Origin of the sequence: Streptomyces sp. NPDC006309 (genome assembly GCF_040613095.1) — a bacterium.
Classification (GTDB): domain Bacteria; phylum Actinomycetota; class Actinomycetes; order Streptomycetales; family Streptomycetaceae; genus Streptomyces.
The window spans coordinates 12,865-37,887 of sequence record NZ_JBEXRO010000027.1; the positions used below are offsets into that span (position 1 = coordinate 12,865).

Sequence of the window (25,023 nt, forward strand, 5' to 3'; positions counted from 1 at the left end):
AACCCGACGGCGACCCGCCTACCGCCCCACCCGCCCCCGCCTGAGTCCCCACAGCCCCCCGTACCGCAACCCGAAGACCGCCGGCCGACCCGTACCACCGCACCCCACCGCGGAAGCCGCCGGCGACCCGCACGCCGCCCCGACCACTCCCGCCTCAGTCCCCACAGCCCCCCGTACCGCAACCCGGAAACCGGCGGCCAGCCCGTACCGCCGCACTCCACCCGAAAGCCGGCGGCAGTCGAATTCGCTCCGTGCGTCTCTGCTTCGGTCCCGGAATCCGGAGCGTCGCTCCCCTGCCCGGTCACCGAGCCCGGGCGCATGGCCCCGTCTCAGTCCCTCAGCCCCGGAGCCGTCGGCTGTTCGCGGGTGTTGCCGCTCCAGTCGCGGGTCAGGCCGAAGCGGGCCCGCAGGCCCGTCGTCCGCTCGTCCGCGGCGACCGCCGCCGCGCCGGCCGTCACCGTCTCGTAGACGGACAGGATGTCCGCGCCGACCGTGGACCAGTCGAACCGCCGCACGTGGGCGCTGCCGCGCTCGCGCAGCAGGGTCCGGCGCGCCGGGTCGGCCAGCAGCCCTACGGCCGCCTCCGCCAGCGCGGCCGCGTTCTCGTTGGCGAAGATCTCGCCGGCCTCGCCCTGGTCGAGGACCTGGACGAAGGCGTCCAGGTCGGAGGCGAGGACGGGGGCGCCCGCGGACATCGCCTCGACGAGGATGATGCCGAAGCTCTCGCCGCCGGTGTTGGGCGCGACGTACAGGTCGACGCTGCGCAGCAGGCGTGCCTTGTCGTCGTCGCTGATCATGCCGAGGAACTCGACGTGCGAGCGCAGCTCCTTCGGCAGGTCCTCGACGGCAGCCTCCTCGTCGCCCCGGCCCGCCACCAGCAGCCGGGTGCCCGGCCGGGCGGCCACGATGTCCGGCAGGGCCTTCATCAGCACCGGCAGGCCCTTGCGGGGCTCGTCGATGCGGCCGATGAAGCCGATGGTGTCGCCCTGCCACCGCGGGTCGGGGTCGGCCTTGGCGAAGAAGTCGACGTCGACGCCGTTGGGGATGACCACCGCGTCCCCGCCCAGGTGCTCGACGAGGGTGCGGCGGGCGTACTCGCTCACCGCGATCCGCGCGCTGATCTTCTCCAGGGCGGCCTGGAGGATCGCGTAGGCGGCGATCATCGCGCGCGAGCGCGGGTTGGAGGTGTGGAAGGTGGCCACGATCGGGCCGGACGCCGCCCAGCAGGCCAGCAGGCCGAGCGAGGGCGAGGTCGGCTCGTGGATGTGGACCACGTCGAACTCGCCGTCGTGCAGCCAGCGCCGCACCCGCGCCGCCGACAGGAACCCGAAGTTCAGCCGGGCCACCGAGCCGTTGTACGGCACCGGGACGGCGCGGCCGGCGGAGACGACGTAGGGCGGCAGCGGGGTGTCGTCGTCGGCCGGGGCGAGGACGGACACCTCGTGGCCGAGGCGGAGGAAGTACTCGGCGAGGTCGCGGATGTGGAACTGGACGCCACCGGGCACGTCCCAGGAGTACGGGCAGACGATCCCGATTCTCACGCGGGTCCCTTCGTGGGGTCGAGGTCGGCGAGCCACAGGCGCTGGAGCATGTGCCAGTCCTCGGGGTGGTCGGCGATCCCGCCGGCGAAGGCGTCGGCCAGCGCCTGCGTCATGACGGCCGTCTTCTCGGTGCGCGTGCCGGACGCGGGGACCTCGACGGGCGGATGCACCCGGCCCCGCATGACGGGCGAGTCGTCGTACCAGAGGGTGGCGGGCAGCAGCAGCGCGCCGGTCTGCTGGGCGAGCAGGGCGGGGCCCGCGGGCATGCGGGCCCGCTCGCCGAAGAAGTCGACCTCGACACCGGAGGCGGACAGGTCACGGTCGGCGACCAGGCAGACCAGACCGCCGTCGCGCAGCCTGCGGGCCAGGGTGCCGAAGGCGGATCCGCCGCTGTGCGGCAGGACCTCCATGCCGAGACCCTCGCGGTAGGCGACGAAGCGGTCGTAGAGCGTCTCGGGCTTGAGGCGTTCGGCGACCGTCGTGAACGGCGTCCGGAGGGCGGTGGTGACCCAGGCGCCGGCCAGGTCCCAGTTGGCCAGGTGCGGCAGCGCGAGGACCACGCCCCGGCCGGCGGCCAGGCCGTCGGTCAGATGGTGCAGGTCCTTGGCCTCGAAGCCCGACGTGATCCGCTCGGCGCTCCAGGCCGGCAGCCGGAAGGACTCCATCCAGTAGCGCAGGTAGGACCGCATGCCCGCGCGGGACAGTTCGGCGAGCCGCTCGGGGCTCGCGCCGGGCACCACGCGCGCGTAGTTGGACTCCAGGCGCTGTACGCCCTTGCCGCGCCGTTTCCAGGCGAGGTCGGCGATGGTCCGGCCCAGGCGCGCCGCGGCGGGCTCGGGGAGTTTCTTGACGGTGCTCCAGCCGGCGCCGTACAGCGCGTCGGTGAGCCGGTCGGCGCCGCTCACTGGGCCGCCTCGCCGGCGGTCGGCCGAGTGGCCGCCTCCGCCTCGGCGGACTCGCGGCGCACGGTGACGACCCGCTGGACGAGCGTGACGAGGCTGCCGACGGCGACGATCCACAGGGCGATCGGCAGCAGCCACTGGATGCCCGGCACACCGAACTTGTGCAGGCCGGCCAAGCCGGCCGCGACCAGCGAGATCACCAGCCGCTCGGCGCGCTCGACGAGCCCGTTGACGGCGACCGGCAGCCCGATCGACTCGCCGCGCGCCTTGGTGTACGACACGACCTGTCCGCTGGCCAGGCAGAAGATCGACACCGCGCACAGCATGTTGTCGTCGCCGTGGCCCGCGTACCAGAGCGCGAACCCGCCGAAGACCGCGCCGTCGGCGACCCGGTCCAGGGTGGAGTCCAGGAAGGCGCCCCAGCGGCTGGAACGGCCCAGCTGGCGAGCCATGTTGCCGTCGACCAGGTCGGAGAAGACGAACAGGGTGATCACGACCGTGCCCCAGAAGAACTCGCCCCGGGGGTAGAAGACCAGCGCGCCCGCGACCACACCGGCCGTGCCGAGGAGTGTGACCGTGTCGGGGCTCACGCCCCGGCGGATGAGAAACGCGGCGAACGGTGTGAGGACACGCGTGAAAAATGCACGCGCGTACTTGTTCAGCATGGCCTTCCCGACGGTCGGTGTCGCCGCGGCCCCTGGTGGCCACCGGCTGGCCCATCGTAGCCAGGCACGCGCGTGCGTGGCGGGCGGGCACCCGCAGCCGCGCCGCGAAGCGGTGTACGCCACGGCGGGCGGGGCGTTCGTCACGCGATCGATGTCCCGTACGCACCCTTCGTAGCCCTTCGTATGGACGCGGCGTGACGGGAGTGGAAAGCTCGAATGACCGCGGGCGTCGCCACAACCGCCCAGCACGCGGATGCGGTACGTCCGCGCCCACAGTGACCTCACCGTGCACGGGAGGCAGGATCATGGGCGACAAGGCACAGACACACCACCCCGGGGCCGCCGGCAGGGCTCTGGCGGCCGACCGGCCCGCGTCCGTACGGAACGTGGTGCTGGTCGGCCACTCGGGCTCGGGCAAGACCACCCTGGTGGAGGCCCTCGCACTGACCGCGGGGGCGGTGAACCGGGCGGGCCGCGTGGAGGACGGCGGCACCGTCTCCGACTACGACGACATCGAGCACCGCCAGCAGCGCTCGGTCCAGCTCTCCCTGGTGCCGGTCGCCTGGGACGGCATCAAGATCAACCTGCTGGACACCCCCGGATACGCCGACTTCGTCGGGGAGCTGCGGGCCGGTCTGCGCGCCGCGGACGCGGCCCTCTTCGTCGTCTCGGCCTCGGACGGCGTCGACGGGACGACCCGGATGGTGTGGGAGGAGTGCGCGGCTGTCGGCATGCCCCGCGCGATCGTGGTCACGCATCTGGAGGCCGCGCGCGCGGACTTCGAGGAGATGACCCGGATCTGCGCGGAGGCCTTCGGCGGCGACGATCCCGACGCCGTACTGCCCCTGTACCTGCCGCTGCGCGGCCCCGAGAGCCCCGACGGGCACGCGTGCGTGACCGGGCTGGTCGGGCTGCTGTCGAAGAAGCTGTCCGACTACGCGTCCGGGGAGCGCAAGGAGTCCGAGCCCGGCGAGGACCAGCTGCCGGACATCGAGGAGGCCCGTGACCGGCTCATCGAGGGGATCATCTCGGAGAGCGAGGACGAGACCCTCATGGACCGCTATCTGGGCGGCGAGCAGGTCGACACCAAGACCCTGATCGAGGACCTGGAGCGGGCCGTCGCCCGCGGCAGCTTCTTCCCCGTCCTGGCCGCCGCCCCCGCCGCCGAGGGCGCCCGGCAGGGTCTCGGCACGGTCGAGCTGCTCCAGCTGATCACCGGCGGTTTCCCGACCCCGTGCGAACACCCCCTGCCCGGCGTCACCACCGTCGACGGGGAGCCGCGCGAGCTGAAGCCGTGCGACACGGACGGCCCGCTGGTCGCCGAGGTCGTCAAGACCTCCTCCGACCCCTACGTCGGCCGGATCTCGCTGGTCCGCGTCTTCTCCGGCACCCTGCGCCCCGACCAGCCCGTGCACGTCTCCGGGCACGGCCTCGCCGACCGCGGCCACGAGGACCACGACGTCGACGAGAAGACCGGCGCCCTGTCCATGCCCTTCGGCCGGCAGCAGCGCCCGGTGCCCCATGCCGTCGCCGGCGACCTGGTGTGCGTGGCGAGGCTCGGCCGCGCGGAGACCGGCGACACGCTCTCCGCCAAGGACGACCCGCTGCTGATGGAGCCCTGGCAGATGCCGGACCCGCTCCTGCCGCTCGCCATCCAGGCGCACAGCAAGGCCGACGAGGACAAGCTCTCCCAGGGCCTGGCCCGGCTGGTCGCCGAGGACCCGACCATGCGCCTGGAGCACAACCAGGACACCCACCAGATCGTCCTGTGGTGCCTGGGCGAGGCCCACGCCGACGTCGCCCTGGAACGGCTGCGCAGCCGCTACGGCGTCCAGGTCGACGTCGTACCGCACCGGGTGTCCCTGCGCGAGACGTTCGCGGACCGGTCCGCCGGGCGGGGCCGGCACGTCAAGCAGTCCGGCGGGCACGGCCAGTTCGCGATCTGCGAGATCGAGGTGGAGCCGCTGCCGGGCGGCTCGGGCATCGAGTTCGTGGACAAGGTCGTCGGCGGCGCCGTGCCCCGGCAGTTCGTCCCGTCCGTCGAGAAGGGCGTGCGGGCGCAGGCCGCCAAGGGCGTCGCCGCCGGTTATCCGCTCGTCGACGTGCGGGTCACGCTGGTGGACGGCAAGGCGCACTCGGTGGACTCCTCCGACGCCGCCTTCCAGACGGCGGGCGCGCTCGCCCTGCGGGAGGCGGCCGTCGAGGCGCGGATCCATCTGCTGGAGCCGGTCGCCGAGGTCACCGTGCTGGTCGGTGACGACTACGTGGGTGCCGTGATGAGCGACCTGTCCGGCCGGCGCGGCCGGCTGCTGGGCACCGAACAGGTCGGCTCGGGGCGCACCCTGATCCGCGCCGAGGTACCGGAGTTCGAGATCGGCCGGTACGCGGTCGACCTGCGCTCGCTCTCCCACGGCACGGCCCGCTTCGACCGGAGCTACGCCCGCCACGAGCCGATGCCGCCGCAGATCGCCGAGCGCATCCGCGAACAGGCGGGGGACGACGGGTAGTCCGGCAGGCCGGGGTCCGGCGCCGGTGTGCGGGCGGGCGGCTTCAGCCGTCCGCCCCCGGGCTGTCGGTGCCGGCGGATACGCTGATCACCGGAGCGCGTCGTGCCGCGGCCGTCCGGCTTTCGTCCGGTACCGGCACGACGAGCCGTCCAACAGGTGTGCGGGGCACAGAAGTCGGGAAGGCCGCAGGAGCGACACCGGCGGCGATGGGGGCGGGAATGTCGTTTGGAACGGAGTGGGACGGGCCCCAGGTGCCCGTCTCGGGCGACGAGGGGCAGGCGGCGACCTCCGCGCTGGCGTCCGCGGCGTACCGGGACAGCCCGGTCGAGGAGATCAAGAAGGCCGACAACGAGTGGCACCAGTCGGCCGTGAAGGCCGGCAGGATGAAGATGTTCCGGCCGAATCTCGGTGAGGCGTTCTCGCGTGCCGTGGTCGACCGGATGCTCGCTCCCGGCCGCAAGCCGCTCATCCAGTCCTTCGGCTCCGAGCCCCAGTTCGTCGTGGAACACGCCCTCGCCGCGAACAACATCCGCCGGGAGCGCGACAACCGGCTCACCGTCGTCACCGTCGTGTGCGGCCTACTCTTCCTGCCGGGGATGCTCTGCTGGCTGCTCGTCTTCCAGCTGCGCGGTCTCGTCGCCCGCAGTGACGACCGGCGGGCCGGGGCGCTGGGCACCGTGCTGCTGCTGGGCGTCGGCATCCTCGCCGCGCTGTTCCTGGTCAAGATGCCGTTCTCCGGCTTCTGGGCCTGGTACGCCCGCGCGACCGTCGTCGTGCCCGTGCTCGGCTGGTTCTGGGCCAAGCGGATCTGCGAGCGCACCGCCCAGGACCTGCGGGGCCGCTGGGCGGGGCTGCTGTCCGGCAGCAGCGTCGGCGCCAAGGTCCCGGAGGCCGTGCCCCGCGCCCCCGGCCAGACCGCCGCCGAGGAGCTGCGGCAGTCCCTGGCCCGGCTCCGGGCGGAACAGCGGTCCAACTCCGTCTTCTACGCCGGCCCCAAGGGCATACTGGGCATGGGCACCCGCTGGGGCTCGTGGCAGCTCGCCGAGGACCTCGTGCCCGCCGACCCCACCCGGGAGATCCACCCGTTCCGCAGCTGGGACGTGATACGCGCGATCCACGACCAGCTGGCCCTCCTGGAGCGCGGCCCGCTGAACACCGGCGGCTTCCCGAAGCCGTCGATACGGCACTGGATCGTCACCCCCATCGGGGAGAAGGCCACGGCCGTCTCCCGGCCCGAGGGCACCGACGTCGAAGCCTTCCAGATCAAACCGCACGCCATACAGGACATCTGCAACAAGCAGCAGTTCGGCAGCGGTGACCGGCACTATCTGGGCGTGCAGTGGACGCTGTGGGACGGACAGCTGGTCATCACGATGCTGATCACCGTCACCGTGCTGCACGAGACGCTGCGCATCGAGGTCACGGGTCATGCGCTGGGGCCGGTGAACTCCCTGTTCACCACGAAACCGGAGGCGCCGGCCAAGGAGGTCACCAAGTCCTTCAAGCCCTGGGAGACCCGCACGGTCAAGCTGCCCCTGGTCGGCACCGACGAGGTCGTCCGGCTCGCCGTGCGCGCCCCGCTGACGTGGTATCCGCCGCTGCTCAAGTGGCTGGGCGGCTCCCTCGGCCTGCCCGAGCCGTTCGGCCTGCGGCACGCCTGGGCCGACCAGCCCTGGCGCCACCGCTTCATGGCCGACGACGCCCTGCGCGCGGCGACACCGGTGCTGCGGGTGGTGCACTCGGCCGCGATCAAGGTGCTGCGGGAGAACGGCGTGGACACGGAGAAGTTCGGTGCCCGCTCGGCGTTCCTCAGCGGCAACGTCCAGGACCCGACGCCCCGGAAGGCCGACCTGTACGACGCGTAGGCCCGCGCCGGTCCGGCCTGCCCCGGCGGATCAGCCGGCCGGCCACGCCTCCGCGAGCATCCCGCGGGTGTCGGCCAGCAGCTGCGGCAGCACCCTGGTGTGGCCGACGACCGGCATGAAGTTGGTGTCCCCGCCCCAGCGGGGAACGATGTGCTGGTGCAGATGGGCCGCGATACCGGCGCCCGCCACCGCGCCCTGGTTCATGCCGATGTTGAACCCGTGCGCGCCGGACGCCGCGCGCAGAGCCGTCATCGCCTGCTTGGTCAGCTCCGCCAGCTCGACGGTCTCCGCCGGGGTCAGGTCGGTGTAGTCGGCCACATGCCGGTACGGCACGGTCATCAGGTGACCCCCGGTGTAGGGGTACAGGTTGAGGACGGCGTACACGTGGTCTCCGCGCCGGACGACGAGCCCGTCCTCGTCCGACTTCGCCGGGATGGAGCAGAAGGGACAGCCGTCGTCGGCCCCCGGACCGCTCGGCTTGTTCTCGCCCTGGATGTAGGCCATCCGGTGGGGCGTCCACAGGCGCTGGAACGCGTCCTGCGTCCCCACTCCGATCTGCTGTTCCGGCTCACTCGTCATGCTAGGCAGCATATGGCTTCGCCCGATCCCGGCGTGTCGCCGGGGGACCCCGGCAGTCGTCTCCGGCCAAGCTTGGCCGGTGGACGACGACAGCCCCGTGGTTCGCTGGGAGCAGCGCACCGAGATCCCCCTGTTCCTGGCGTCCCTGGTCTTCATGGCCGCCTATGCCACCCGGGTCCTGGCCGTGAGCCTGCCCTGGGGCTGGCGCAACCTGTGCGGGGTCCTGATGCTCGTCCTGTGGGTGCTGTTCGCCCTCGACTACGCGGTGCGCTGGCGGCTCGGCGGGCAGGGCTTCCTGCGCTTCGCCACCACGCATCTGCTGCACACGGCCGTGGTGCTGCTGCCGTTGCTGCGCCCGCTGCGGATCGTCCCGCTGTACGACGTCATCCAGCGCCGGCAGGGAGATCCCCGGCTGTCCCTGCACGCGCGGGTGATCGCGTACGCGAGCCTGTCCACGGTGCTGCTCGGCTTCTCCGGCGCCCTCGCGGTCTACCAGCAGGAACGCGGGGCGCCCGGCAGCAACATGCGCACCTTCGGGGACGCGGTGTGGTGGGCCTCCTCGACCCTGAGCACGGTCGGCTACGGCGACATCACCCCGGTGACCCCGCTCGGCCGGATGATCGCGACCGGGATGATGGCCTGCGGGCTGGGCCTGCTCGGCGCGGTGACGGGTTCGTTCTCGTCCTGGCTCATGCAGACGTTCTCCCGGGAGAGCGACGAACGGCCCCCGGGGAGGTGATCCGGTTCATCCGGCCGGGTTCGGTGTGGTGGGGGCCGGCGTGACAGGTGACCCCGGCCGTCTCCAGGCGGGCGATCACGGCGTCGAACCGGTCCTGGATCCGCTGCGGAGCGCCGCGTGCGGGCGCTGGGAGGGAGCACGCGGAGAGACGGCGGGGCTCTCGTCCGCCTCGTGCTCACGCCGAGGCCGGGTACCCCACTCGTGCACGGCCTCTGGCCGACCCGGCGGTCACCGGCTGACCCTGGTACTTGACCGTGCGGCACGGCGACGCCGTCGGGCCGCCGGTCCGGGCGGCCGCCGGCGTGCGGCGGGACCGGGGCTCTCCCCGGACACTGCGTCGGCCGTCACGACCACGTCGGGTCGTGACGGCCGGCGTCAGGCTCACTCCCGGGACTCCCTGGCCGGTGCGGATCAGACCTGGGTCCGCTCCTCCACGACCTTGACGATCTTGGCGATGGCCTCGTCGAACGGGATGCCGTTCTCCTGCGAGCCGTCCCGGTAGCGGAAGGACACGGTGCCGGCGTTCATGTCCTCGTCACCGACGATGACCATGAACGGCACCTTCTGCTTCTGGGCCGTCCTGATCTTCTTCTGCATACGGTCCGAGGAGGAGTCCACCTCGACCCGCAGGCCCTTCTTCCGGGCCGCGGCGGCGAACTTCTCCAGGTACTCGACGTGCGCGTCGCCGACCGGGATGCCGAGCGCCTGGACGGGGGCCAGCCAGGCCGGGAAGGCGCCCGCGTAGTGCTCCAGGAGCACCGCGAAGAACCGCTCGATGCTGCCGAACAGGGCCCGGTGGATCATGACGGGACGCTGCTTGGAGCCGTCCGGGCCGGTGTACTCCAGGTTGAACCGCTCGGGCAGGTTGAAGTCGAGCTGGATGGTTGACATCTGCCAGGTGCGGCCGATCGCGTCCTTGGCCTGGACGGAGATCTTCGGACCGTAGAAGGCGGCGCCGCCGGGGTCGGGCACGAGGGGCAGGCCCTGCTTCTCGGCGACCTGGCGCAGGGTCTCGGTCGCCTCCTCCCATGCCTCGTCGGAGCCGACGAACTTCTCCGGGTCCTTGGTGGACAGCTCCAGGTAGAAGTCGGTCAGGCCGTAGTCGCGCAGCAGGTTCAGCACGAAGGTGAGCGTGCTGTCCAGTTCCCCGGACATCTGCTCGCGGGTGCAGTAGATGTGCGCGTCGTCCTGGGTGAAGCCGCGGGCCCGGGTGAGGCCGTGCACGACACCGGACTTCTCGTACCGGTACACGGTCCCGAACTCGAAGAAGCGCAGGGGCAGTTCACGGTACGACCGGCCGCGCGCGTCGAAGATCAGGTTGTGCATCGGGCAGTTCATGGGCTTGAGGTAGTAGTCCACGCCCTCGTCGAGCTGCATGGGCGGGTACATGCCGTCGGCGTACCAGTCCAGGTGGCCCGAGGTCTCGAAGAGCTTCCCCTTCGTCGCGTGCGGGGTGTAGACGAACTCGTAGCCCTCCTCCTCGTGGCGGCGGCGCGAGTAGTCCTCCATGACCCGGCGGATGATGCCGCCCTTGGGGTGGAAGACGGCGAGGCCGGAGCCGATCTGCTCGGGGATGGAGAAGAGGTCCAGCTCGCTGCCGAGCTTGCGGTGGTCACGCTTCTCGGCCTCGGCGAGGAACTCCAGATGCGCCTTCAGCTCGTCCTTGGACGGCCAGGCGGTGCCGTAGATGCGCTGGAGCATCGGGTTCTTCTCGCTGCCGCGCCAGTAGGCGGCGGCGTTGCGCATCAGCTTGAACGCCGGGATCAGCCGGGTCGAGGGCAGGTGCGGACCGCGGCAGAGGTCCTTCCAGCACAGCTCGCCGGTCTTGGCGTCCAGGTTGTCGTAGATCGTCAGCTCGCCGGCGCCGACCTCGACGTCCGCGCCGTCGTCGTGCGACGCCGAGCCCTTGAGGCCGATCAGCTCCAGCTTGTACGGCTCGGAGGCCAGCTCGGCGCGGGCCGCCTCGTCGGTGACGACACGGCGGGCGAACTTCTGCCCGCGCTTCTGGATCTCCTGCATCTTCTTCTCGACGGCCTTGAGATCCTCGGGCGTGAACGGCTTCTCGACGTCGAAGTCGTAGTAGAAGCCGTCCTTCACGGGCGGGCCGATGCCCAGCTTGGCCTCGGGGAACAGCTCCTGCACGGCCTGCGCCATGACGTGCGCGGTGGAGTGGCGCAGGATGTTCAGGCCGTCCTCGGAGGAGATCTCGACGCCCTCGACCTCGTCACCGTCGGACAGCTCCCACGCGAGGTCCCTCAGCTCGCCGCCCACGCGCGCGGCGATGACGGAACGCTCGCCCGCGAAGAGGTCGGCAGCCGTAGTGCCCGTCGCCACCACGCGTTCTTCCCGCTCGGAATCGCGTTGGATGATCACACGGACGTCTGACACCGGTCTCTCCTGACTGAAGGTGGGTGCGGCGCCGTACGAGGAGCGCGCGCTCAGGCGATCGTACCGACCCGACGGCACCCACCGCGAAACGGTTTCCTTCAGTCGTCCTGCCCGTACGCCTCCTCACCTGGCTCGTCGCAGGTCCCGTCGAAGAAGTCGAGGTTCTCGTGGAGGGACTTCAGCAGCCGGTCGCGTTCGGCGTCGTCGACCTGTACGGGGACGACGCCGCGGGCGCCGGTGAGCCGGCGGAAGCCGCCCCGCCGCTCCAGCCGGCCGTGCACGCGCACCGGGAGTCCGACGAGGTGGGCGTGGCCGGCGACGCGGTAGTCCTCCTCGTCCAGGGTGACGCGGAGGTGCGGCACCTCGGCGCCGGCGAGGACGCGCAGGCGTACGGTGCCCTGACCGCCGGGCCCGGAGCGGCGCATGCGGACGACGGCGCCGGTGACGCTGACCGGGACGGAAGGCTCCGCGCGGAGGTAGCGGGCGGCGGCCTCGCGCAGCACGGGCAGGTCGCCGGGTGAGAACTCGACGGGGTCGGCGAAGGCGGCGCAGCCGTCCGGGACGCCGGTGCCGGGGGCCCAGGCGACGGCGACGCGGGCGCCCTCGGTGCCGCGCACCAGCGCGGAGAGCGCCTCGGTCAGTTCATGGCTGACGCCGGCCTCGACGGCGCCGTCGAAGGCGTCCATGCCGCCGGTGGCCCGCTGGTAGTCGATGGCCTCGCGGGCGGCGTGGAGGGCTTGGTGGAGGCGGACGGAGAGCGCGCGTCCCGCGGGGACGGGGACGAAGGCGGTGAGGGCGTGGTCCTCGGCGGCGGGGCCGACGAGGACGCCCCCGACGAGCGCGGCGGCGGAGCGGCGGTGGCGTGCGCCGTGGTAGCCGGCGGGCTCGCGGGTGGCGAGCGCGGCGGCGAGCAGGATCCGGCGGGCGGCGCCGCGCAGCTGCGCGTCTGCGGCCCAGGGCGCGGCTCCGGCGGGACCGGCCGGGGTGTCGCGCCAGAAGCGGATCTCGTCGCTGGGTACGGCGAGGCAGAGCAGCACCTCGCGGGCGGACGGGGTGTCGCTGCGGGCGAGGGCTTCGATGGCCTCGCCGAGCAGGTCGTCGCTGTCCGGGAAGGCGCGGCTCTCCGGCACGAGCAGGCTGGTCGCGGCGGTGCCCGGCCCGGGCGGGGTCCAGCGGCCGTAGTGCCCGGCCGCTCCCCCGCGCCGCTGCCAGCCGTGCCGGCGCAGCAGGGCGCCGAGGACGGCGGGGTCGACGTCGGCGGGCCGCGGCGAGGGGTCACGGGGGATGTCGCCGGGTTCCGGCCGGACCCGCCGTACCGGCTCGTCGAGGACCCGCCGTACCGGCGGCTCGTCGGGGGGACGGTTCCTCATGGCCTGCCTCCCGTCCCGACCCGCGCCATGATCGCGCACAGCGCCCGGTCGTCGAAGATGCGCGAGGTCGGTATCCGCACGGTGGTCCGGTGCCGGCCGGTGACGGGGTGGCCGGCGAGGTTGATCCAGTAGCAGCAGTGCCTGAGTTCGAGCCGTTCGTGGCCGGCGCGCAGCCAGTCGTCCGGGGAGCGCGGGACGAGCATGACCACCAGGATCTTGTGGACCGACACCGGGGTGCGGGCGAGTTTGCGCAGGTGGGCGTTGTCGAGGGTGAAGGAGAAGAAGGGTCCCGGGGGGTCGGGCGCGACCTGGTAGGTGGCCTTCAGCTGCACCTTGACGGTGACCTCGTCGTCGACGGTGTGCCCGGGTGCGCTGTGGCTGACGTGCCAGTCGATGCCGTTGTCGGGGAACGGCTGGGACAGCGAGCAGCCGGCCGCGGCGGCGACCGCGTGCAGATAGCCGACCTGCAACGTCTCCATGCAGGCGGTGGTGGCGAGCGTGCCGCGGAGGGTGCCCGGGCGGTCGGGCAGCAACCCGCCCCGCTCGGGCTGCGCTACGGCCATGACCAACAGCCCTCCCAGCCCGGTGTTTTCCTGCGGCGGGCCGCTGAACTGCAAAGACCCGTACTCCTGTTGTCTCCTCCCGGCGTACGGCGCAAACAGCCCGGGTATCACCGAACCGGACAGGGGACGGAAAGTCATCTGTCGCGGGAGAACGAGGAGTTGGGTGGGAATGACGACCTGGTACGAGGGGCCGCTGGCCGCCTTCGACACGGAGACGACGGGCGTGGACGTCGAGACCGACCGGATCGTGTCGGCCGCCGTCGTCGTCCAGGACGCGCCGGGGACCCGGCCCCGGGCGTCCCGCTGGCTGGTGAATCCGGGTGTGCCGGTGCCCGAGGCGGCGACCGCGGTGCACGGGCTGACGGAGGATCACCTGCACCGCAACGGGCGGTGGCCGGCGCCGGTGATGTACGAGATAGCGGAGCAGCTGGCCGAACACGCGGCACTGGGCCGGCCGCTGGTGGTGATGAACGCGCCGTTCGACCTGACGCTGCTGGACCGGGAGCTGCGCCGGCACCGGGCGTCGCCGCTGGACCGCTGGTTCGAGTCGGTGCCGCTGAGGGTGCTGGACCCGCGGGTGCTGGACAAGCACCTGGACCGGTACCGCAAGGGACGCCGGACGCTGACCGACCTGTGCGCGCACTACGACGTGCCGCTCCAGGACGCGCACGACGCGGCGGCGGACGCACTGGCCGCGCTGGACGTCGTACGGGCGCTGGGCCGCCGGTTCGCGGCCCGGCTGGAGCGGCTGTCCCCCACCGAGCTGCACGCACTCCAGACGAACTGGCACGCGGCGCAGGCGCGGGGGTTGCAGGCGTGGTTCGCGCGCAGCGGCTCGGAGGAGACGGTGTGCACGGACTGGCCGCTCAGGCCGGAGCTTCCCGCGGCGGCGTGACCACCGGTCGGGGCGGCAGGGCCCGGGACACGCGAAGAGCCGGTCCGCTGCTGCGGACCGGCTCTCTCCCGGTGGGCGATACTGGGTTCGAACCAGTGACCTCTTCGGTGTGAACGAAGCGCTCTCCCACTGAGCTAATCGCCCGGGAACGCACTGAACCATACAGGTCCGGGCGCCCTTCGTTCAAACCGCTCCCAGGTGCCGCCGCAGTCCGCGCCGTCCGGCGCGCATCATCAGCCGGTGGTTGGCGCGGAAGACGGGCCGTCCGGGGACGGCGAGCAGCCTGAGCAGGGGTTTGCGCACATCGACCTCCTGGTCGTAGCGGACGAGCGCGCCGGGGCCGCCGGCGGTGACCGTCCAGCGCGCCCAGCCCTCCATGTCACCGGAGAGAGCGACCTGAAGGACGCCGGCGGCCGGGTCCCGGCGGGTCTCCCGCACGGTGAGGGTGATGCCGTACGGCAGCGCGGACCGGATGGTGATCACGCCGGTGCGGCCGTCCCCCCGGGTCACCGCCCGCACCTGCGGCCACCAGCGGGGATAGTCCTCGGGGCGCTCCAGTGCCGCGTACACCGCGGCCGGCGGGGCGGGCAGGGGCCACAGGCTGCGGAAGCGGTAGTGGTTCCAGTCCATGGGGTGAGTGTGCCCGCGGTGGCCGCCCGCAGCGGAGGACCGCCGGAGCCGGCACGAGGGCCGCCGCCCGTGCGACGGTGCTCCCCCGGCCGGGTCAGGCGGGCGTCCTCGCCGCCCGCGACCAGGGTGGCCGGCCCGGCGAGGTTCTCGGCACGCCACGGGGAAGCCTCGGTGCAGCCGTCGGAGCCGTGGAAGTCGGCCCGGGCCCGCTCGGCCGGTCGCAGCCCTCCGTCCACCACTCCGTCAGGTCCGCCCTGCGGAAGCCGATCCGCCGTGGGTGGACCTTCTTGTCGGTGACGAGCGCCATGGTGTTCGACCGACGGGAATTCCGAGCTGCTTGCAGCAGCCTCGCCCACCTTCGTGACGTTCTTTCAGAACTGATCCAGGCTCAGATATCCGCCCTGTCCTACGACCGAAGATCGAGGAGAATTCCGCGTTTGTCGTACTTCCGCAGGAAAGTGACGGCCGCTTTGGAAAACGTCCGGGGGATTTCCGCCCGTGGCCTGCGTCCGGCACTTCTTCCAGAAGGACTCGTACGTCTGAAAGTAGGTCTTGACGCTGACCTCCGGGTGCTTCTTCTCGAACAGCGTGGTGCCGTGGTCGATCTTCTTGACCCGCTCCTCGACGCCTACCAGGCGTAACGGATCGTCACCGCCCCGTTCCCGGAACCGCCGCCGCCCCCGCATCCGGTCGCTGCGGCGAGCCCGGCCCCGGCCGCCCTCAGGATCGAACGCGTCCCAAGATCTCCGCCGGTTCGCGCGGCCGGCCTTCCCGGCAGCGCACGGCAGTCCGGCCGCGCTGCTCGTACCGCACGCCCGAGGCCGGGGAAGAGACCGCCCGGGACTGCGGTGAAAGGTTGGCCGAGTGGTGCTCCAGCGCACGGGATGAGGAGCGGCGGCAGGTCCGTCCCCGAGCGACAGCCCGTCGCCACCGCCCCCACGACGGGTGGCTGACCGCTCACCCGCCCCCTCTAACGGTCAGGCGCCCGAGCCGCTGAGGCAGCCCGCAGAACCCGCCCATCACCCCACGCGAGGAGCCGCTCCAGCCGAAGCGCCCGCTCCCGGCCCTGCCGATCGCGCACGCCGAGACGCCTCCTCGGCCGGGTTCGAGCCCCCGGCTCGGCGTGCCCGTCGGCCGCCCGGCGGCGCCCGGAAGAGGGCGTACACGTCGACGGCCCACCTGCTTGTCGCAGATGGGCCGTCGGTCCGGGTGGGCGATACTGGGTTCGAACCAGTGACCTCTTCGGTGTGAACGAAGCGCTCTCCCACTGAGCTAATCGCCCGGGCGCAGGAAGAACATTACCCCAAGTCAGGGGGTGCTTCCGAACCCGGGACGGGACGGCGGGGCGGCCCGTCCCCGCGGCCGTGTCACTGGTCCTTGATCTTCCACGGCATGACGGCGCCGAACTTCCACAGGTAGAACCCGGCGAGTACGCCGATGATCAGGAGCCCGATGACGGTGAGGGTGATGTTGCGGCGCCGCACCTTGGGGTCGAGGGCCCGCTGGGCCGCCTCGGTGACCTTGCGCTTGGTCCAGCGGAGCACGAGCTGGGCCCAGACGAACTCGGTCGCCCAGATCGCCATGCCGCCGAAGATGACCACCCAGCCGGGACCCGGCAGGGGCAGCATGACGATGCCGGCGGCGACGACCGCCAGCCCGATCACGAAGACACCCACCTGCCAGCTCAGGTGCAGGAGCCGGCGCTCCCTGACGTACTCCGGCGCCCGGGAGCCGAGCCCCCGCTCGGCACCTTCCTCGCCCACGTGCCCGTCCGCCTTCGCCTCGTCCACTGCCACCGCGACCTCACCCAGACCGTCACTCCCCGTATTCACACAGACAAACCCTACCGTAGTGAATCGGTCACCGGAATGGTCCTGGATCCGGTACGAGTTCTCGGCCGGAAGAGTTACGTAAACCCACGCAAAACCCTCAGAGGGGTTTACAACGGCACCGTAGGTGGCATGTCGATTTCGCCGACGTGCGAATCCCCGAGCGCACACTGAGCGAAAGGCCCTGGCGCTTATGAACACCACGGTCAGCTGCGAGCTGCACCTGCGCCTCGTTGTGTCGAGCGAGTCTTCCCTGCCTGTCCCCGCAGGCCTGCGGTACGACACGGCCGACCCCTACGCCGTGCACGCCACCTTCCACACCGGAGCCGAGGAGACCGTCGAGTGGGTGTTCGCCCGCGACCTCCTCGCCGAGGGGCTGCACCGGCCCACCGGCACCGGAGACGTCCGCGTCTGGCCATCGCGCAGTCATGGTCAGGGCGTCGTGTGCATCGCCCTCAGCTCCCCGGAGGGGGAGGCCCTGCTCGAGGCCCCGGCGCGGGCCCTCGAGTCCTTCCTGAAGCGAACCGACGCCGCCGTGCCGCCCGGCACGGAGCACCGGCACTTCGATCTTGACCAGGAGCTGTCGCACATCCTGGCGGAGAGCTAGGTCGCGGCCCCTCGAAGCAGCCCGGTGCCGTCCACTCGGGGAGACGGCTCGGGCCAAGCCAACCGCATACGGCACTGGCCGGCGCCGTCACCGTGAGCGATCGCGGGGACGGCGCCGGCCTGTGCGGGCCGGCTGCGCGGGACGGCCGGCCCGCGGAGGGCGGGGAGCGGAGCCTCCTGCGACCGGGACGGACGGTGACCGGTGCACCGGGCGCGGTTGTCGCTACCATCGGCCAGCATCGGCGGGCGTCCGCCCGACCCCCCAGGCCAGGGAGCGAAACGTGCTGATCACCCACGACACCCGGTGCGCCCTCGACACCGTGGTCGATCTGGTGAACTCCGCGCCGGAGGAGGACGCGGCGGCGGACGGACTGCCCGACCTGCGGGCTCTCGCGGAGTTCGTGCGGAACCACCAGATCAGCGACGTCGGCGTACTGTCGGAGTTCGACCTCTCGGCGGTGCGCCGCATCCGGGGGCGGTTCGCCTCGGTCTTCGCGGCCCCCGACGCCCGGTCGGCGGCCACGCTGATCAACGAGCTGGTCGCCGGGGCGGGCACCACCCCCCGCCTGACGGACCATGACGGCTACGACTGGCATGTGCACTACTTCGCGCCGGGCGCCTCGGTCGCCGACCATCTCGCCGCCGACTGCGGGATGGCGCTCGCCTTCTTCGTGGTGGCCGGGGAGCAGGAACGGCTGCGGCGCTGTGAGGCACCGGACTGCCGGCGCGCCTTCGTCGATCTCTCCCGCAACCGCTCGCGCCGCTACTGCGACAGCCGGACGTGCGGGAACCGGCTGCATGTCGCCGCCTACCGGGCCCGGCGCAAGGAAGCGACGGGCTGAGCGGAGAAGACGTACGGCGTCCGGTGCGACGTCGGTCCCGGCGGGTGGCGCCGGGACGGACGTGTACGGCTCACAGCAGCAGCAGGTCGTGCAGCGCAGCCATGAGGATGAGGCATCCGATCACCGCTAGGAAGATCATCAGCGGTGGCTGGGAAAGGGCGAAGAGGCATCCGCGCGGCTCGTCCTTCGGCGGCGCGGCCTCGCTCTGTGGGGGTGTGTCCAGCATCTCGCGGCAGATGATGGCGTACCCGGGACCTCGAACGCGATCACCGCTCACGGATCTTGCGGGAGTTCGCCGAATGCCGTGAGGTCTCGTTCGGCTGGTGAACGATTCCGGACGTCCCCGGACCCACTGTGTCGTTTCAGCGAGTCATGTGACTGTCATATGCCGTGCTTCTTGAGGATGGCCTCGATGTCGCTGAAGTCGTCCCCCTGGCCGGTCGGCCGGGGGGTCGTTGCGGGGCGGGGTGCCCGGCCCTGGCCCAGGGAGGGCGCCGAGGCCTCCGGGGCCACCGCATCCGGTCCGGGCCGCCGGGCCGCCCTGCGCCCGGAACCGTCACCGGCGCGCCGGCGCTCCACGGCACGCGTGCCGGCGAACAGGAGCCAGGCCGCGCCCAGCAGGCCGAAGCCCGCCCAGGCGGTGGGGCTCAGGGCGGTGCCCGCGAGCCAGCCGACTATCCCGGTCATCACCAGGGCGACCGGCACGAGGGAGTAGGCCGCGAGGCGGGCGGCGGCCAGATACCGCTTGCGGTAGGCCGTGACCACCGCGATGCCCAGGCCCGCCGCGGACACGGCGGAGCAGACGGTCTCGGCAATCATCCGGTCCTCCTGGCAGGGCTCGTTCGGTCCTTCCATCCTGCACCGCCGCGTCCCCGCGATGCCATGCTCCGGGCACACTTCAGGGACATCTCCGGGTCGGCCCCTCCTGGAGCGCCGGACGCGGTCTCGGAGCCCGCGCCCGGACCCGGCCGGTGCCCGGCGTCCCGATTGGGCCGCCCGGGTCCCGCCTGGAAGACTGGAGCCCATGAGCGACTCCTCACCCGTACGCACCGACGCCGTCGTCCTCGACGTCTGGTGCGAACTTCAGTGCCCCGACTGCCGCGGCGCCCTCGACGACGTCCGCGCCCTGCGCGCCCGCTACGGCGACCGGCTGCAACCGCGTCTGCGGCACTTCCCCCTGGAGAAGCACCAGCACGCCTTCGCCGCCGCCCAGGCCGCCGAGGAGGCGCTGGAGCAGGGCAAGGGCTGGGCGTACGTGGAGGCCGTGCTGGAGCGGGTGGAGGAGCTGGACCGCAGGGGCGAATCCTTCCTGGTGGAGGTGGCCCGGGAACTCGGACTGGACGCCGAGGAGTTCGACACGGCGCTGATCGACGGCCGGCACATCCTGGTCGTCGACGCCGACCAGGCCGAGGGCAAGGCGATCGGCGTGAGCGGCACCCCCACGTACGTCATCGGCGGCGAACGCCTCGACGGCGGCAAGAGCCAGGAGGGGCTGCGCGAACGCATCGAGGGCATCGCGGACCGGCTGCTGGCCGACGGGCCGGCCTGAGCGGCCCGCAGCCCCCCGGGCACCCCTACGGGCACACGCCGGGAGACGACACGTTCCGGCACACCCCGGGAGCCCGCACGCCCGTCCCTCCCGAACCCGTCCGCCCCGCCCGCGGAGCCCCACGCCCGGCCCTGCCCGGACTCGTCCGGGGGTCTGCGGATCCACACGTCCCGGCGCGCCCCGAGCCGTCCGGGGCGCCCCGGACCCTTCCGGGGCGCCCCGGACTCTCCGGTGGGGCCGCCCGGCTCCCCTACAGCAGGGGCTTGGTCAGGGAGTGGGTCACCGGCTCGTAGCCCAGCGACGCGTACAGCCGCTCGGCCGGGGTGTTGCCCGCGAACACGTTGAGGCCGAGGACCGGCAGGCGGGCCTCGATCGCCTGGCGTTCCGCCAGCAGCATCAGCGTACGGCCGTGTCCCCGGCCTCGGTGGGCCGCGTCGGTCTCGACGTCGAACACGAACGCCCCGTCATCCCTGAGGGCCACCCAGAGGACGCCCACCCGGCTGCCCCCGTGCTCCAGCACGCTGAAGAGCACGCCGTCCGTCGCGAGCCCGTGCGGCAGCAACCGCCTGTGGTCGTCGCGGGCCTTGGCGCGGGCCGCGGCCTCGGGGACGCCCCGTTCGCTCCACGTGCGCGCGTACCGCTCGCTCTCCGTGACCCGCCAGACCTCGAACTCGGCCTCGGTCATGGGCCGCGCACGGCCGCCCGACGGCAGTTCGGGCGGGGTGGTGCCGAGGCGTTTCTCCATGCGGCGGTTGCGCACGGTGTAGCCGAGGGCCGCGAGCAGGCGCAGCCCGGCGTCCGCCGTGGCGGGCACGGTGGTCTCGATCCGGGTGCAGCCCCAGCCGCGCGCCACCTCCTCCGCGGCGAGCGCGGCCACGGTGCCCCGGCCGCGCCGCCGGTCCGGCTCGGCGATCCGCAGGTCGATGATGCGGGCCACCGAGTCACCGAGGTCCGGCGAGGTGCCGAGACGGATCTCGCCGACGGGACGGCTGTTGACGCACACCTGGTAGCGGCGTGAACGCGTGCCGTCGGGGTTCTGCTGGAGCGGCTCGGCCGGCCGCAGGGTCGTCGTCATCACAGCTGTTCTACCCACGACGGCCCCGTCGGGTCAGCCTCTTCCACCGGGGTCAGGGATCCAGGTCCTGCCCGGACCGCTCGTCGAAGATCCGCATGGCCTTGGCGGTCACCGGTCCGGGCGTGCCGGCCAGTTCACGGCCGTCGACCCGGTGCACGGCCTGCACGTCCCGCAAGGTGGAGGTCAGGAAGATCTCGTCGGCGCGCTGCACGACGTCCAGGGGCAGGTCCGTCTCCCTGGCGCCCGTCCACTCGACCGTCAGGGCGCGGGTGATGCCGGGCAGGCAGCCGGAGGCGACCGGCGGGGTGTGGATCTCGCCGTCGAGGACGACGAAGACGTTGGACCCGGTGCCCTCGCACAGCTGCCCGACCGTGTTGCCGAACAACGCCTCGGAGGCGCCGTGCCGGTGGGCGCGGGCCAGGGCGACGACGTTCTCGGCGTACGAGGTGGTCTTCAGGCCGGTGAGGGCGCCGCGCTCGTTGCGGGTCCACGGGACGGTGATCACCGCGGTGGTGTCCGGGCGGCGGGTGACCTCGCCGAGGGCGACGACGAGGGTGGGACCGTGCGCGCCGCGGTCGGAGCCGAGCGGGCCGTGGCCGCCGGTGTAGGTGATCCGCAGCCGGCCGAGCGGCATCGGATTGGCGGCGAGCACGGCCGCGCAGGCCTCGCGGATCTCGTCGTGGCGGGGGTCGGGCAGGCCGAGGCCGCGGGCCGAGCGGGTCAGCCGGTCGAGGTGCCGGGGGAGTGCGAACGGCCTGCCGTCGACCGCCTTCACGGTCTCGAAGACGCCGTCACCGACGGTCAGCCCGTGGTCGAAGACGGAGACCCGGGCGGCGTCCGAGTCCCGCAGCCCGCCGTCCAGCCAGATCCTCATGTGAGCGCCCTTTCCGTGTCCTCGTACGATCCCGACGCTACCGCGAGCAGCCGGGACGCCTTCAGCTCGGTCTCCCGCCACTCCCCCTCGGGGTCGGAGCCCCAGGTGATACCGGCGCCGGTGCCGAAGCGCAGGGTGCCGTCGGCACGGTCGATCCAGAAGGTGCGGATGCCCACGGCCAGCTCGCCGGTGCCGCGGTCGGCGTCGACCCAGCCGATCCCGCCGCAGTACGGGCCGCGCGGTGCCGTCTCCAGTTCCGCGATGATCCCTAGGGCGCTCGGCTTCGGCGCGCCGGTGATCGAGCCGGCCGGGAAGGCGGCGGCCAGCAGCTCCGGCCAGCCGGCTTCCTCGCGCAGCTCGCCGCGCACGGTGGAGACGAGGTGGACGAGGCCGGGGTGCTTCTCCACGACACACAGGTCGGGGACGGTCACGCTGCCGGTCGCGCAGACGCGCCCGATGTCGTTGCGGACCAGGTCCACGATCATCACGTTCTCGGCGTAGTCCTTCTCCAGGAGGTCCGCCTCGGTGCGCCCGGTGCCCTTGATCGGCCCCGACTCGACGACGCGGCCGTCGCGGCTCAGGAACAGCTCGGGCGAGGCGGTGGCGATCTCCACACCGTGCTCCGGCAGGCGGACCGTGCCCGCGTACGGCGCCGGGTTGCCGCGGGCCAGCAGGGCGGTCAGGGCGTCCACGTCGGCGTCCGGGGCGACCGGCGCGCCGAGCACCCGGCAGAGGTTGACCTGGTAGACGTCGCCGGCGGCGATACGCTCGCGGATCCCGCGGACGGCCGCCGTGTACGCGGCCCGGTCCAGGGAGGAGGTCCAGTCCCCCGGTGCCGGGCCGTGCCAGGCGCCAGGCACCGGGGCGGGCACCGGCTCCTGGCGTACGTCCGCGAAGCGGGCGCAGGTCAGCCGGCCCTCGAAGTCCGCGCAGACGGCCCAGAAGCCGGTGGAGTCCAGGGCGGCCGGATCGCTGGTGACGTCGAGGAGGCCGGTGGCGACGCGGTCGCCGAAGCGGGCCAGAGGAGCGTGGTGGGACACGTGGTCGAGTCTAGGACGGGTATCCGAAAGTCGACCTCGGGATGTCCCGGAGGGGACCGGGACCGGCGGCTCCGGCGGGCGCACCGCAGCACGCTGCGCAAACGCGTTTTTGTACTGGCCCGGGAATCCGCTAGAGTTCAACACGTCGCCGGGACGCGGAAGCGCTCCGAAACGACAGGCGGACGTAGCTCAGTTGGTAGAGCGCAACCTTGCCAAGGTTGAGGTCGCGAGTTCGAGCCTCGTCGTCCGCTCGAAGGAAGAAGGGGTCGTTCCGGTCCCCTACACTCCTGGTGGAGTGGCCGAGAGGCGAGGCAACGGCCTGCAAAGCCGTCTACACGGGTTCAAATCCCGTCTCCACCTCCAAGGACGATTAGCTCAGCGGGAGAGCGCTTCCCTGACACGGAAGAGGTCACTGGTTCAATCCCAGTATCGTCCACTGGATCCGCCGGTCTGTACGGCATGATCCGTCCCGCGCGATTAGCTCAGCGGGAGAGCGCTTCCCTGACACGGAAGAGGTCACTGGTTCAATCCCAGTATCGCGCACCGCCTGTGACGCACGCGTCACGGTCCGCGGACGATTAGCTCAGCGGGAGAGCGCTTCCCTGACACGGAAGAGGTCACTGGTTCAATCCCAGTATCGTCCACACAGCAGGAAGCCCCCGGCCGTCTCGTACGGCCGGGGGCTTCTTCGTGCGCTCAGCTGGAGAAGAGCATGTGACCGAAGCTCTTGTGGCGGTGGTGCTCGTAGTGACCGTGGCCACCACCGTGATGACCGCCGTGCGGGGCGCCCCAGGCGGGTGCGGGCGGGGCCGGGTACGACTGCGGGGCCGGCGGGGGCGGCGGAGCGGGCTGGGACCACTGGCTCTCCAGCCGGGTCAGCGCCTCCAGCTCGCCGTAGTCGAGGAAGATGCCGCGGCAGCCGCTGCACTGCTCGATCTGAACGCCGTTGCGGTTGTAGGTGTGCATCGGCGCATGGCACTTCGGACACTGCATGGTCGGCTCAACTCCTCGCCGGTCGGTCCTGCTTCGCGTTTCCCCAGGACAGACTCCGTCCGGCCCCGGGCGGTTGCAGCCTAGTCCGCCGGAACGGGCGTGGGCCGAGGGGGTACGGAGGGCATCCGCGCGCACGCGTCGACCAGGGCCTGCTCCACCTCGTCCAGCGGGCGGTCCGCCGCGAGCGCCTTCGTCAACGCGAGCGCGGCCGTCTGCGCGGTGAGGGCGCGGGCCGGCACGTCCAGGGTGGCCCAGGGGTCGCCGTCCGCGGGCACGGCCGGGCCGCCTGCGTGCCGGTAGGCGGCCAGGAAGCGGGTCCACTCGTCGGGCGGGAGGAGCCCGCAGGCGTACCAGGCGGCTGGGCGGGCGAGGTCCCAGGCCGGCACGCCGGACCCCAGGTCGTCGACGTCGATCAGCTTCCAGGGGCCGTCCGGTGCCGGGTGCCGGACCAGCTGGCCGAGGTGGAGATCACCGTGGCAGAGGGCCGGCGGGCCGGGCATCGGCGCCTTCCCGCGGGCCCAGGCGGGCAGGCCGGCCCAGGCGTCCAGGACGGGACGGGCGGCCGGGTGACCTGTGGGGGCGGTGGCACGGAGGGCCGCGTGGAGCCGGGCGAGGGCGCGGGCGGCCTTGACGGGACCGCGCATCGGGGGCAGGCCGGCGGGGGCGGGACAGCGGTGCAGGTTCGCCAGGAGGGTGGCGGCGGCCTCCCAGGGGGCCGCGTCCGGATCGTCCGGGTCCACCGGGGCGCCGTACGGCCAGAAGGTCACCAGACGGTCGCGCAGGGGGACCGGGGTGGGAGTGAGCGGGGGAAGCAGCACGTCGGGGTGGCCGGCGGCCGTGGCGAGGCGCCGGACCAGCGCGGCGCGGTCGGTCTCCGGGGCGTGGGCCTTGGCGACGGTGCCGGCATGCCGCACGACCGTGGCGTCCTCCCGGTCGGCCAGGGGGGTGCTGACGCAGGCGCAGGGGGTGGTGAGGACGCGGGGGTGGGCGGCGGCTTTCGCTTGTGCGGTCAGCGCGGTCATCAGGGCGGGGGCGGGGGCGGACGCGTCTGCGGTCAAGGCTGCCTCGGGGGGGTGGGCTGTTCGGCCGAGGGTACTGGGCGGGAGATCGCCGGGAGATCGCCAGGGGGTGGCGGGTGGTGCGGGCGGGGTCGGCGGCGGGGCCGCGTCCGGTGGGGGCGTCGGCGGGGCGGGGGCGACTCGCAGCGGAGCCGGGCCCGCCTCAGGGGATCACTGTCGGGTACGGCGACGGGACGGCGGACGTTCCGGGCGGGGGCGGCTTGCAGCGGAGCCGGACACTGTCTCGGTGGACCACCGTCGGGACAGCGGGCCTGCCGGGCGGGGGTACGGCGGCGGGACGGCGAGCGTCCCGGGCGAGGGCGGCTTGCCGCGGAGCGGGCCTTGCCAGGGGGAAGGCGGCTTCCTGGGCCGGGGCCCCGCCAGACTGAAGACGGCTCGCAAGGCCAGGGGCCCGCAGGCAGGAGGCGTCTTGCCTGGCAGCCCGCCTCGCCCGGCGGGCTGCCGCTTACGGAGCAGCGAGTGCCGACAGAGAGACGGGCGGCATGCGGGGAG

The 25,023-nt window shown here is 72.7% G+C and carries 23 protein-coding genes, 7 tRNA genes and 2 pseudogenes; 13 read left to right on the forward strand and 19 right to left on the reverse strand.

What is annotated here, in order from left to right; all coding sequences use genetic code 11:
- Positions 1-329 precede the first annotated feature (329 nt).
- The 3 genes and pseudogenes from ABZ117_RS28230 to pgsA all read right to left on the reverse strand — a co-directional run bounded on the left by ABZ117_RS28230 (position 330) and on the right by pgsA (position 3,163).
- Complete coding sequence (locus ABZ117_RS28230) at positions 330-1,541, reverse strand: glycosyltransferase family 4 protein (RefSeq protein WP_356824623.1); 1,212 nt, start codon at positions 1,539-1,541, stop codon at positions 330-332.
- On the reverse strand, positions 1,538-2,446 hold the full coding sequence (locus ABZ117_RS28235) for a phosphatidylinositol mannoside acyltransferase (RefSeq protein ID WP_356824624.1): 909 nt from the start codon (positions 2,444-2,446) through the stop codon (positions 1,538-1,540). The genes ABZ117_RS28230 and ABZ117_RS28235 overlap by 4 nt, the downstream gene beginning before the upstream one ends.
- A pseudogene (gene pgsA / locus ABZ117_RS28240) lies at positions 2,443-3,163 on the reverse strand (phosphatidylinositol phosphate synthase). The gene ABZ117_RS28235 and the pseudogene pgsA overlap by 4 nt, the downstream one beginning before the upstream one ends.
- Before the next feature lie 250 nt (positions 3,164-3,413).
- Here pgsA and ABZ117_RS28245 point away from each other — a divergent pair.
- Both ABZ117_RS28245 and ABZ117_RS28250 read left to right on the forward strand, forming a co-directional pair.
- Positions 3,414-5,615, forward strand: a complete 2,202-nt coding sequence (locus ABZ117_RS28245; RefSeq protein WP_356824625.1) for an elongation factor G-like protein EF-G2 — start codon at positions 3,414-3,416, stop codon at positions 5,613-5,615.
- Between the two features lie 218 nt (positions 5,616-5,833).
- Complete coding sequence (locus tag ABZ117_RS28250) at positions 5,834-7,480, forward strand: hypothetical protein (RefSeq protein WP_356824626.1); 1,647 nt, start codon at positions 5,834-5,836, stop codon at positions 7,478-7,480.
- A 30-nt stretch (positions 7,481-7,510) separates the two neighbouring features.
- Here ABZ117_RS28250 and ABZ117_RS28255 read toward each other — a convergent pair whose 3' ends face one another.
- A complete protein-coding gene (locus ABZ117_RS28255; protein ID WP_356824627.1) occupies positions 7,511-8,071 on the reverse strand; it encodes an HIT domain-containing protein in 561 nt (186 codons plus the stop codon).
- 67 nt (positions 8,072-8,138) lie between these two features.
- Here ABZ117_RS28255 and ABZ117_RS28260 point away from each other — a divergent pair, with 67 nt between their 5' ends.
- The gene (locus tag ABZ117_RS28260) at positions 8,139-8,798 is read left to right on the forward strand and encodes a potassium channel family protein (RefSeq protein WP_356824628.1); all 660 of its coding nucleotides are present in this window, start codon (positions 8,139-8,141) and stop codon (positions 8,796-8,798) included.
- On the opposite strand, the pseudogene ABZ117_RS28265 reads toward ABZ117_RS28260, so the two are convergent.
- From ABZ117_RS28265 to ABZ117_RS28280, 4 genes and pseudogenes are all read right to left on the reverse strand, one after another.
- Positions 8,797-8,895 (reverse strand): annotated as a pseudogene (locus ABZ117_RS28265) (VOC family protein); the annotation flags it as partial. The gene ABZ117_RS28260 and the pseudogene ABZ117_RS28265 sit on opposite strands and share 2 nt — an antisense overlap.
- A gap of 314 nt (positions 8,896-9,209) precedes the next feature.
- Positions 9,210-11,186: a threonine--tRNA ligase gene (thrS, locus tag ABZ117_RS28270; protein WP_356824629.1), complete on the reverse strand. Its 1,977-nt coding sequence runs from the start codon at positions 11,184-11,186 to the stop codon at positions 9,210-9,212.
- A gap of 98 nt (positions 11,187-11,284) precedes the next feature.
- Entirely contained in the window at positions 11,285-12,556 is a 1,272-nt protein-coding gene (locus ABZ117_RS28275) for a hypothetical protein (RefSeq protein ID WP_356824630.1), read from the reverse strand.
- A complete protein-coding gene (locus ABZ117_RS28280) occupies positions 12,553-13,119 on the reverse strand; it encodes a DUF4365 domain-containing protein (protein ID WP_356824631.1) in 567 nt (188 codons plus the stop codon). Before ABZ117_RS28280 ends, ABZ117_RS28275 begins: the two co-directional genes overlap by 4 nt.
- A 169-nt stretch (positions 13,120-13,288) precedes the next feature.
- Here ABZ117_RS28280 and ABZ117_RS28285 point away from each other — a divergent pair, with 169 nt between their 5' ends.
- Entirely contained in the window at positions 13,289-14,014 is a 726-nt protein-coding gene (locus ABZ117_RS28285) for a 3'-5' exonuclease (RefSeq protein WP_356824632.1), read from the forward strand.
- Positions 14,015-14,086: 72 nt separating this feature from the next.
- Here the strand turns inward: ABZ117_RS28285 and ABZ117_RS28290 are convergent.
- A tRNA-Val gene (locus tag ABZ117_RS28290) sits at positions 14,087-14,158 on the reverse strand.
- Between the two features lie 39 nt (positions 14,159-14,197).
- Positions 14,198-14,644: an SRPBCC family protein gene (locus ABZ117_RS28295; protein WP_356824633.1), complete on the reverse strand. Its 447-nt coding sequence runs from the start codon at positions 14,642-14,644 to the stop codon at positions 14,198-14,200.
- A 293-nt stretch (positions 14,645-14,937) separates the two neighbouring features.
- Here ABZ117_RS28295 and ABZ117_RS28300 point away from each other — a divergent pair, with 293 nt between their 5' ends.
- Positions 14,938-15,285 carry a hypothetical protein gene (locus ABZ117_RS28300; RefSeq protein WP_356824634.1) on the forward strand — a complete coding sequence of 116 codons (348 nt, stop codon included), beginning with the start codon at positions 14,938-14,940 and terminating at the stop codon, positions 15,283-15,285.
- Between the two features lie 569 nt (positions 15,286-15,854).
- Here the strand turns inward: ABZ117_RS28300 and ABZ117_RS28305 are convergent.
- Positions 15,855-15,926, reverse strand: a tRNA-Val gene (locus tag ABZ117_RS28305).
- 85 nt (positions 15,927-16,011) lie between these two features.
- Positions 16,012-16,476: a TIGR02611 family protein gene (locus ABZ117_RS28310; protein WP_356824635.1), complete on the reverse strand. Its 465-nt coding sequence runs from the start codon at positions 16,474-16,476 to the stop codon at positions 16,012-16,014.
- Between the two features lie 190 nt (positions 16,477-16,666).
- Here ABZ117_RS28310 and ABZ117_RS28315 point away from each other — a divergent pair, with 190 nt between their 5' ends.
- Both ABZ117_RS28315 and ABZ117_RS28320 read left to right on the forward strand, forming a co-directional pair.
- Positions 16,667-17,080, forward strand: coding sequence for an SsgA family sporulation/cell division regulator (locus tag ABZ117_RS28315; protein WP_004002642.1), 414 nt, complete (start codon positions 16,667-16,669; stop codon positions 17,078-17,080).
- 280 nt (positions 17,081-17,360) lie between these two features.
- Entirely contained in the window at positions 17,361-17,921 is a 561-nt protein-coding gene (locus ABZ117_RS28320) for a CGNR zinc finger domain-containing protein (protein WP_356824636.1), read from the forward strand.
- A gap of 70 nt (positions 17,922-17,991) precedes the next feature.
- Here the strand turns inward: ABZ117_RS28320 and ABZ117_RS28325 are convergent, their stop codons facing one another.
- A complete protein-coding gene (locus ABZ117_RS28325) occupies positions 17,992-18,147 on the reverse strand; it encodes a hypothetical protein (RefSeq protein WP_356824637.1) in 156 nt (51 codons plus the stop codon).
- Between the two features lie 155 nt (positions 18,148-18,302).
- The gene (locus ABZ117_RS28330) at positions 18,303-18,740 is read right to left on the reverse strand and encodes a hypothetical protein (RefSeq protein ID WP_356824638.1); all 438 of its coding nucleotides are present in this window, start codon (positions 18,738-18,740) and stop codon (positions 18,303-18,305) included.
- A 205-nt stretch (positions 18,741-18,945) separates the two neighbouring features.
- Here ABZ117_RS28330 and ABZ117_RS28335 point away from each other — a divergent pair, with 205 nt between their 5' ends.
- Positions 18,946-19,470 carry a DsbA family protein gene (locus ABZ117_RS28335; RefSeq protein ID WP_356824639.1) on the forward strand — a complete coding sequence of 175 codons (525 nt, stop codon included), beginning with the start codon at positions 18,946-18,948 and terminating at the stop codon, positions 19,468-19,470.
- Positions 19,471-19,720: 250 nt separating this feature from the next.
- Here the strand turns inward: ABZ117_RS28335 and ABZ117_RS28340 are convergent, their stop codons facing one another.
- The 3 genes from ABZ117_RS28340 to ABZ117_RS28350 are packed head-to-tail and all read right to left on the reverse strand — an operon-like array spanning position 19,721 to position 22,459.
- Entirely contained in the window at positions 19,721-20,545 is an 825-nt protein-coding gene (locus tag ABZ117_RS28340; protein ID WP_356824640.1) for a GNAT family N-acetyltransferase, read from the reverse strand.
- Between the two features lie 52 nt (positions 20,546-20,597).
- Positions 20,598-21,419 (reverse strand): aminodeoxychorismate lyase, encoded by an 822-nt coding sequence (locus tag ABZ117_RS28345; protein WP_356824641.1) that lies wholly within the window; start codon positions 21,417-21,419, stop codon positions 20,598-20,600.
- Positions 21,416-22,459: a chorismate-binding protein gene (locus ABZ117_RS28350; protein ID WP_356824642.1), complete on the reverse strand. Its 1,044-nt coding sequence runs from the start codon at positions 22,457-22,459 to the stop codon at positions 21,416-21,418. The genes ABZ117_RS28345 and ABZ117_RS28350 overlap by 4 nt, the downstream gene beginning before the upstream one ends.
- Positions 22,460-22,637: 178 nt before the next feature.
- Between ABZ117_RS28350 and ABZ117_RS28355 the strand changes: the two genes are divergently transcribed.
- From ABZ117_RS28355 to ABZ117_RS28375, 5 genes are all read left to right on the forward strand, one after another.
- Positions 22,638-22,710 (forward strand) — tRNA-Gly (locus ABZ117_RS28355).
- A gap of 38 nt (positions 22,711-22,748) precedes the next feature.
- Positions 22,749-22,822 (forward strand) — tRNA-Cys (locus tag ABZ117_RS28360).
- A gap of 1 nt (position 22,823) precedes the next feature.
- A tRNA-Val gene (locus ABZ117_RS28365) sits at positions 22,824-22,895 on the forward strand.
- A gap of 35 nt (positions 22,896-22,930) precedes the next feature.
- Positions 22,931-23,002: transfer RNA gene (locus tag ABZ117_RS28370), tRNA-Val, on the forward strand.
- A gap of 29 nt (positions 23,003-23,031) precedes the next feature.
- Positions 23,032-23,103, forward strand: a tRNA-Val gene (locus ABZ117_RS28375).
- A gap of 52 nt (positions 23,104-23,155) precedes the next feature.
- Here the strand turns inward: ABZ117_RS28375 and ABZ117_RS28380 are convergent.
- Together ABZ117_RS28380 and ABZ117_RS28385 are read right to left on the reverse strand one after the other, a co-directional pair.
- A complete protein-coding gene (locus tag ABZ117_RS28380; protein WP_356824643.1) occupies positions 23,156-23,452 on the reverse strand; it encodes a zf-TFIIB domain-containing protein in 297 nt (98 codons plus the stop codon).
- Between the two features lie 80 nt (positions 23,453-23,532).
- Entirely contained in the window at positions 23,533-24,474 is a 942-nt protein-coding gene (locus ABZ117_RS28385; RefSeq protein ID WP_356824700.1) for an aminoglycoside phosphotransferase family protein, read from the reverse strand.
- Between the last annotated feature and the right edge of the window lie 549 nt (positions 24,475-25,023).

What these genes read in the sequence shown, in the direction of transcription:
- ABZ117_RS28245 (WP_356824625.1), top strand. Translation starts at nt 3,414, where the DNA reads ATGGGCGACAAGGCACAGACACACCACCCCGGGGCCGCCGGCAGGGCT.
- ABZ117_RS28250 (WP_356824626.1), top strand. Translation starts at nt 5,834, where the DNA reads ATGTCGTTTGGAACGGAGTGGGACGGGCCCCAGGTGCCCGTCTCGGGC.
- ABZ117_RS28255 (WP_356824627.1), bottom strand. Translation starts at nt 8,071, where the DNA reads ATGCTGCCTAGCATGACGAGTGAGCCGGAACAGCAGATCGGAGTGGGG.
- ABZ117_RS28275 (WP_356824630.1), bottom strand. Translation starts at nt 12,556, where the DNA reads ATGAGGAACCGTCCCCCCGACGAGCCGCCGGTACGGCGGGTCCTCGAC.
- ABZ117_RS28280 (WP_356824631.1), bottom strand. Translation starts at nt 13,119, where the DNA reads ATGGCCGTAGCGCAGCCCGAGCGGGGCGGGTTGCTGCCCGACCGCCCG.
- ABZ117_RS28285 (WP_356824632.1), top strand. Translation starts at nt 13,289, where the DNA reads ATGACGACCTGGTACGAGGGGCCGCTGGCCGCCTTCGACACGGAGACG.
- ABZ117_RS28295 (WP_356824633.1), bottom strand. Translation starts at nt 14,644, where the DNA reads ATGGACTGGAACCACTACCGCTTCCGCAGCCTGTGGCCCCTGCCCGCC.
- ABZ117_RS28315 (WP_004002642.1), top strand. Translation starts at nt 16,667, where the DNA reads ATGAACACCACGGTCAGCTGCGAGCTGCACCTGCGCCTCGTTGTGTCG.
- ABZ117_RS28325 (WP_356824637.1), bottom strand. Translation starts at nt 18,147, where the DNA reads ATGCTGGACACACCCCCACAGAGCGAGGCCGCGCCGCCGAAGGACGAG.
- ABZ117_RS28330 (WP_356824638.1), bottom strand. Translation starts at nt 18,740, where the DNA reads ATGATTGCCGAGACCGTCTGCTCCGCCGTGTCCGCGGCGGGCCTGGGC.
- ABZ117_RS28335 (WP_356824639.1), top strand. Translation starts at nt 18,946, where the DNA reads ATGAGCGACTCCTCACCCGTACGCACCGACGCCGTCGTCCTCGACGTC.
- ABZ117_RS28340 (WP_356824640.1), bottom strand. Translation starts at nt 20,545, where the DNA reads ATGACGACGACCCTGCGGCCGGCCGAGCCGCTCCAGCAGAACCCCGAC.
- ABZ117_RS28345 (WP_356824641.1), bottom strand. Translation starts at nt 21,419, where the DNA reads ATGAGGATCTGGCTGGACGGCGGGCTGCGGGACTCGGACGCCGCCCGG.
- ABZ117_RS28380 (WP_356824643.1), bottom strand. Translation starts at nt 23,452, where the DNA reads ATGCAGTGTCCGAAGTGCCATGCGCCGATGCACACCTACAACCGCAAC.
- ABZ117_RS28385 (WP_356824700.1), bottom strand. Translation starts at nt 24,474, where the DNA reads ATGACCGCGCTGACCGCACAAGCGAAAGCCGCCGCCCACCCCCGCGTC.